Source organism: Methanobrevibacter sp. (genome assembly GCF_045646205.1).
GTDB lineage: Archaea > Methanobacteriota > Methanobacteria > Methanobacteriales > Methanobacteriaceae > Methanocatella.
Map to the genome: position 1 here is coordinate 23,026 of NZ_JAZRKF010000056.1, position 6,321 is coordinate 29,346.

At 33.5% G+C, this 6,321-nt stretch carries 8 protein-coding genes; 4 read left to right on the forward strand and 4 right to left on the reverse strand.

All coding sequences use genetic code 11. The annotated features are described in order from the left end of the window. The first annotated feature begins 1 nt into the window (after position 1). Together ACKI44_RS09440 and ACKI44_RS09445 are read left to right on the forward strand one after the other, a co-directional pair. Complete coding sequence (locus ACKI44_RS09440; protein ID WP_407423775.1) at positions 2-682, forward strand: ATPase; 681 nt, start codon at positions 2-4, stop codon at positions 680-682. Positions 683-734: 52 nt separating this feature from the next. Continuing rightward, entirely contained in the window at positions 735-878 is a 144-nt protein-coding gene (locus ACKI44_RS09445) for a hypothetical protein (protein ID WP_303736902.1), read from the forward strand. On the opposite strand, the gene ACKI44_RS09450 is transcribed toward ACKI44_RS09445, so the two are convergent. Genes ACKI44_RS09450 through ACKI44_RS09460 form a run of 3 tightly spaced genes read right to left on the reverse strand, consistent with a single transcriptional unit; the run spans position 879 to position 3,920 of the window. After that, entirely contained in the window at positions 879-1,415 is a 537-nt protein-coding gene (locus ACKI44_RS09450) for a GNAT family N-acetyltransferase (RefSeq protein WP_407423777.1), read from the reverse strand. It lies immediately after the preceding gene. A gap of 45 nt (positions 1,416-1,460) precedes the next feature. After that, positions 1,461-2,960, reverse strand: a complete 1,500-nt coding sequence (locus ACKI44_RS09455) for a replication factor C large subunit (RefSeq protein ID WP_407423779.1) — start codon at positions 2,958-2,960, stop codon at positions 1,461-1,463. Positions 2,961-2,972: 12 nt separating this feature from the next. Beyond that, positions 2,973-3,920, reverse strand: coding sequence for a replication factor C small subunit (locus ACKI44_RS09460; protein ID WP_303736892.1), 948 nt, complete (start codon positions 3,918-3,920; stop codon positions 2,973-2,975). A 189-nt stretch (positions 3,921-4,109) separates the two neighbouring features. Here ACKI44_RS09460 and ACKI44_RS09465 point away from each other — a divergent pair, with 189 nt between their 5' ends. Then, entirely contained in the window at positions 4,110-5,069 is a 960-nt protein-coding gene (locus ACKI44_RS09465; protein WP_407423781.1) for a zinc metalloprotease HtpX, read from the forward strand. A gap of 9 nt (positions 5,070-5,078) precedes the next feature. Continuing rightward, complete coding sequence (locus tag ACKI44_RS09470) at positions 5,079-5,810, forward strand: tRNA (adenine-N1)-methyltransferase (protein ID WP_407423783.1); 732 nt, start codon at positions 5,079-5,081, stop codon at positions 5,808-5,810. Between the two features lie 184 nt (positions 5,811-5,994). Here the strand turns inward: ACKI44_RS09470 and ACKI44_RS09475 are convergent. Continuing rightward, positions 5,995-6,321, reverse strand: a 327-nt coding sequence (locus tag ACKI44_RS09475; protein WP_407423785.1) for a hypothetical protein, incomplete at its 5' end; no start/stop codon positions are given.

A 6,321-nucleotide genomic window follows, 5' to 3' on the forward strand; every position in this document is an offset into this window, starting at 1 on the left:
TATGGATTTTATTTTTGATGTTTCAGGTTTGACAAAAGAAGAAGATGAATTCACTGATTCCAAAAAGGACGTATTGAAATATCTAAAAATTATAGGTGTGGATACCCGTTTTGTTTCATATAGTCCTTCTAAACTTTATATTAATAATTTAAGGTTTTCAAAATTTTCAAAAAAACGTCAGGAAACATTTAAAAAACAATATCCTAATATTGAAGTTGTAAGAAACTCACTTTTCCAGAAAATCTGTTCAAAGTCAGCCAAGGCATTATCCGACATCAAACCGAATTCAAGAATTTTAATTCCAGAAGACGATTTCATGATTGATGTAATTTTGGAGCCTTACACTAGAAAATATGGGGTTAACTTAGTCACTGATGGTGAATATGACTTGATTGTAAATCCTGTAATTCTTGACGATAAAATAAATCAGATATTTTCCACAATATTTTCGGGTGAAGGTCTTGAATTCAATAAAAAAGACAATGAAATCTATCCTTTAATTAACGTGCCTCTTGACTGGATCAATTCCTTTTTGGAAATGGACGGTCATGAAAAAATAAAAAATGAGAATAATGATGAGTTGGCATCATCATTTATGGAATTTTTAGAAGATGTAGCACCACAATACAGAGAAAACGTGCTAAAAGCATCTGATTATATTGAAAAGAAATTAATGTCATAAAAAAATATATTTAATAGTAAAATTAATATTAATAATATGGAGGTTTGATAATTTGGCAAAACCTATTGCTCCTACTCCAACATTGTCTGGAGTCGAAACCAAAGAATTTTTAAAAGAGATGAAAAGACCTAACACACCAAATGAAAAAAAAATTAAAGAAAGAATTGAAAATAGTCGTCATGTTGACTTTTTTTAATTAAATTCTTTTTAAATCTTTATATAATCCTATTGTGGTTTTTTCATTTCTTTCTGCAGTTCTAATTAATTTCTTTTTATTTTTCACTTTAAAATGTTTAAATTCATTTTTATAGTAAAATTTTCTTACATTACAATATGCATCAACTGTAATGAAACGTATGCCATGAATTTCTGATATTTTTTTAATTTGGTAGCAAATATTATCTAAAAGAATAGTACCCAATCCTGAAGAACGATATTTTTTGTTAACAGCGAATCTGCCTATTTTCATTGCAGGACAAACGGAATACGGTAAATCATATTCATCTTCAATATCTTTTAATTCAATTTTATCTGAGAGTAATGAGAAAAATCCAATTATTTCATCGTCATATCTAACTAGGTAAGTTACACTTAAATTTTCATTTTGTTGATTTAATGCATCATTTTTTAAAAATTCATCCATGTCTTCTAATCCACATGAAAAAGTATTTAAGTCACTATTTTTATTTAATTTATCAATTATATACTCATTTTTAATTTTTTCGATAGTCATGGTTAATTCTCCTTTTTTGGTTAATTTTTTCTAAAAAAATTAAAATTAGAAGTCAAATAAAGAGGTTTGTTTATTTGTTTTCTCTTTAGGTTTTTCTTCTTCGACTTCTTCTTCAATAATTTCTTCAGCCATTAATTCTTCCGGCTCTTCTTCGACTTCTTCAACCTGTGGCTCTTCGCTAATCAGTTCAACTTCATCCCTTACGCCTTCCTCTTCAATGATTTCCTCTTGAGGAATGCCTGCAAACATCTGATTTTGAAGTTCTTCTGCACGCCTGTCACGCTCTTCAATACGCATTTCCTCTTTTTGCTTTTCCATCTTTTTGATGACTGATTTTGGAATGACCTTTTTTCTGAAGCGTTTGATTTCATCCTTTTCTAAATCAAGGAAGTCTGAAATTTCCCAGGCCAGTTCATCATTTTGAAACATGATTTCAAGATATGGAAACATTGAAATAGCTACAGTATTTGAAATGTGCATTTTTTGAGACATCTTTTCGGCAATGCCGTCACGCAAGTTTCTTTTTCCTCTGTTACGCCCCATTAATGTAAATACTGTAGGTGATTTAATAGGGGTGAATTTTTTATAGGTTTCTCTTTTTGATGCGCTTACGCCAATGCCCATGAAATCGGTTGCATATTTCCAGTAACCGTAGTTTCTGGTGTTTCTGGCTCTTCCAAAGTATAAGTCTGCATTGGACAAGTTTTCATAAGCCTTTTTAAGTTCATTTTTATTAGTGTACTCACGAGCAACATTTTCGGCAATATACTCCATTACAAGGGTAGGTTCTTCATCAACTCTTAAAGCGTCTTTAACGTGCTTAGGATTTTTACTTTTCAATGTTGCCATTACTCCGTCAATAATGGTTGACCTGTCATCTTTTGTCGTTACGGTTTCAACATCTTCCATTGTTAACTCATGGGATGTGTCTGCAATGGCCTGAAAAGTATTGATTGCTGAACGGATATCTCCATTTGCTTTTTTGGATAATTCCTTTAGAGCTTCTTTGTCGTATTCAATGCCTTCTTCTTTAGCAATGTTTTTAAGCATTTTATTGATTGTCGGGCCTCTGATTTTTGCCATTTTAATGACCTGACATTTAGGCTTGATTGACTGAAGTCTTTTGGAGTAAAAATCATTTGCTATTAAAATCAAAGGATGTTTGGAAGTTTTAATTATCTCTCCGATAGCTCTAACTCCTCCACGGTCGTTTGTTCCGTGAATACCGTCTACCTCATCCATTATTATCAACTTGTATTCGTCTCCGAAAAGTGACCTTGATGATGAGGATTCACCTATTGTGCTTTTAATAACGTCCTGTGAACGTTTATCACTTGCATTTAGCTCGATATATTCTGAAAATTCGTTGGCTATTGCCTGTGCAAATGTGGTCTTTCCGATTCCTGGAGGACCAACCAAAAGTAAAGGCTGCTGTGGATTGCCGTTTTTCCAATTTTCAACCCATGATTCAATAATCTTTTTTTCTTTATTGTTACCTAATATCTCTTTTAGGTTTTTTGGTCGGTATTTGTCTGTCCATAACATTTGAATACCTGACTATAAGAATTTGGTTAAAAGTGCTTCAAGTTGTATTCTTGGATTTGATCCTTCTCTTATTCTGAAGTCGCAATTTGCTATTGCTTCAATTACATCAATATAAAAGTCAGGATCCATTTTTCCATCAATAACTCTTCTTGAGACTTCCTGATAGATTTGAGAAACCATGTCCTCTCCGCTGGTTCCCTGAAGGACCATTGTTTCGTGCAGGAGTTTTCTGGAGCCCATGAAGTCTCCGGTTAATGCTTTTGTAATCATATCTGATACATCTTGAGGTTTTGATTTTGAAACAACATCATATACGCTGTCTTCCGTGATGTGTTCTCCTTCTGATGCTGTTGCCTGAAGGATGTTGACGGCTTTACGCATATCTCCTTCTGAATAGTATACGATTGTTTCAAGTCCTTTTTCATCATAATCAAAGTTTTCTTCACCGCAGATGTATTTTAATCTATTGATTACCTCTTCCCCTTTAATTGGGGCAAATCTGAATATTGCACATCTTGATTGGATAGGGTCAATGATTTTTGATGAATAATTACAGGATAAGATGAATGAAGCGGTTTTTGTATACATTTCCATCTCACGTCTTAAAGCATGTTGTGCGTCTTTTGTCATGTTGTCCACTTCATCCAGAAATATTATTCTGAATGGAGCACCTACAGGTTTCAATCTACAGAAGTTCTTGATGTCATTTCTTACTGTGTCAATTCCCCTTGCATCTGAAGCGTTCAATTCCAAAAAGTTTTGTCTCCAGTATTCTCCGAGAATTGATTTGACTAATGCAAGTGCGGTTGTGGTTTTTCCAACACCTGCTGGTCCTGTAAACATTAAGTTTGGCATGCTTTCTTCGCCAACATACTTTTTAAGTCTATTTATAATATGTTCTTGGCCTACAATGTCATCTAGGCTTTGTGGTCTATATTTTTCTACCCAAGGTCCACTCATTAAATCACCATGATTTTGTAATATTAAAATATATGTCGGTAGGTTAATAATTAGTTTGTGGTAGTGTTTGAGTAGTATTATTTTTCACAAAATTTTTAGAAAATAAAGTTGGATTTTCTTTGTTATTTCCATTAACTTTTTAAACTTAAATGTAAAATAGTATACATAATTAATGTTGAGGTAATTAATATGAGAGGCACTTGGAAACTTAGAATGAGAATGTTTTTAACATATTTTTTCATGTTTTCCATTGTTTATTTTTTAGTATTTCTTATATCAAGGTATTTTGGAATAAGCAGTTGGAGAATTTATGCTGTTGTTAGTTTAGGAATGGTATTCCTTCAATACTGGTTTGGACCGTCAATCGTCAAACGTTCAATGAATGTAAGGCCTCTTTCTGAAGCTGAGGCGCCACATATTCATAAGATGGTTGAAGAGTTAGCTCGGGAAGCTGGAGTTCCTAAACCTGAACTTGGATTATCTGAAATTGCAATTCCAAATGCTTTTGCATATGGTAGAACAAGTAAAAGCGGCCATATTGCCATTACCCGTCCGATTCTGGGATTGCTTGATTATGATGAGTTAAGGGCGGTTTTAGGTCATGAGATGGGCCATATTAAACATAATGACATGGCAGTAACTGCTGCTGTCAGTGTAATTCCGATGATTTGTTATTATATTGCAATAGCATTCATGTTTTCAGGCGACCGTGAAAACGGTGGTGGAATCTTAATTGGAATTTTAGGTTATGTCTTCTATTTGATCGGACAGTTGCTGGTTTTATTCATATCCAGAACCCGTGAATACTATGCGGATGAAGCTTCTGTTAAATTCGGTAATCGTCCGGCAGCATTGGTATCAGCATTATACAAATTGTCTTATGGAGCATCAAGATGCAGTGAAGAAACAATCAAGGAACTGAATACCAACAGGGCATTTTTCGCAACAGACATTAATAACGCAGAGCATGATATCAATGATTTCAGACAGATAGACTTTGACGGTGACGGAAAAATATCTGATGAGGAATTAAGAAAATTGGCTAATTCAGAAGTTAAAATTTCCAGAAAAAATGGAATCATGGAACTCTTATCCACTCACCCGGATTCTTTAAAAAGGGTAAAAAGATTAGCACAATTAGAGTATTAGGTGTATTATATGAAATTGATTTTAGATGAACGTGGCAAGAAATATGTCTTAAAGGAAGGCCAGGAATTTGAAAGTGATTTGGGAATAGTTTCGGCGGAAGTTTTATCCAATGCCCAATATGGGGATGAGGTTAAAAGCCATCTTGACCACTCATTTAAAATTGTCAAGCCAAATATTAATGATTTCATAGATGTTATGGAAAGGCAATGTTCAATACTGATTAAAAAGGATATTGGGACGGTATTGGCATATACCGGTTTGGGTGCAGGTTCCAGGGTTGTAGATGCAGGAACCGGTGCCGGAGCAATAGCCTTAAACTTTGCAAACGTTGTGGGCGAAACTGGTCATGTCTATACCTATGAAATCAGAGAGGACTTTGCTAATGTTGCAAAAAGAAATATTGAAACATTCGGAATTAAAAACATAGATGTTAAAAATCAAAACGTTAAGGATGGAATTGACGAGGACAATATCGATTTGGTATTTCTCGATCTTCCAAAGCCTTATGAGATATTTGAAGAGGTTTACGATGCATTGAACCTTGGAGGATACCTTGTTGTCTATGCTCCTTACATTAATCAGGCTGAAATTTCATATAGGGTTGCAAAAAAGCTTAATTTCTATGATATTGAAATTTTAGAAACTTTGGAACGTGGTCTTGAAGTAAGACAGCGCGGTACAAGACCGAAAACAAGAATGGTTGGACACAGCGGTTACTTGCTTTTCGCAAGAAAACTGTAAATCAACCCACTTTTTTTATTCATTTTAATTGAATTTAGCTATTATTATTTTAATACTTTGAAATTTTTATCTAATTAAATTAATAGTATTTTTAATTAAATCAATGTTATTCTTAAAAAGCAGTTTTTAAAATATTGTTATCTACATCAAAAAATAAAAATTTAGAGGAATAATTAAATTCCTCTTATGCAGTTATTGTAATTGTATTTGCAATTGTTGCATCACCGTATTGGGAAGTGATGATGTATTGACCAGGCATTAACCTGATGTTCAGTCTAGCTATTCCATTCGCATCTGTGGTTCTGTCATAAAAGACTCCATTGATGTTAAATGTTATTTTTACGCCAGATAATGCTTTTCCTTGCCCATTGACTAGTTTTGCTTCAAATTTGGATCCGTCTAAATACTTCATGTTTAAATCTTCAGCAGTTAATGTAGGCAATACTGTAATGGTATATGCCATTTGAAGACCGGTTATAGGATCAAATGCTGTTAAAATATATTCGCCAGG

Coding starts and splice junctions, on each gene's coding strand:
- ACKI44_RS09440 (WP_407423775.1), top strand. CDS start 2: ATGGATTTTATTTTTGATGTTTCAGGTTTGACAAAAGAAGAAGATGAA.
- ACKI44_RS09450 (WP_407423777.1), bottom strand. CDS start 1,415: ATGACTATCGAAAAAATTAAAAATGAGTATATAATTGATAAATTAAAT.
- ACKI44_RS09455 (WP_407423779.1), bottom strand. CDS start 2,960: ATGTTATGGACAGACAAATACCGACCAAAAAACCTAAAAGAGATATTA.
- ACKI44_RS09460 (WP_303736892.1), bottom strand. CDS start 3,920: ATGAGTGGACCTTGGGTAGAAAAATATAGACCACAAAGCCTAGATGAC.
- ACKI44_RS09465 (WP_407423781.1), top strand. CDS start 4,110: ATGAGAGGCACTTGGAAACTTAGAATGAGAATGTTTTTAACATATTTT.
- ACKI44_RS09470 (WP_407423783.1), top strand. CDS start 5,079: ATGAAATTGATTTTAGATGAACGTGGCAAGAAATATGTCTTAAAGGAA.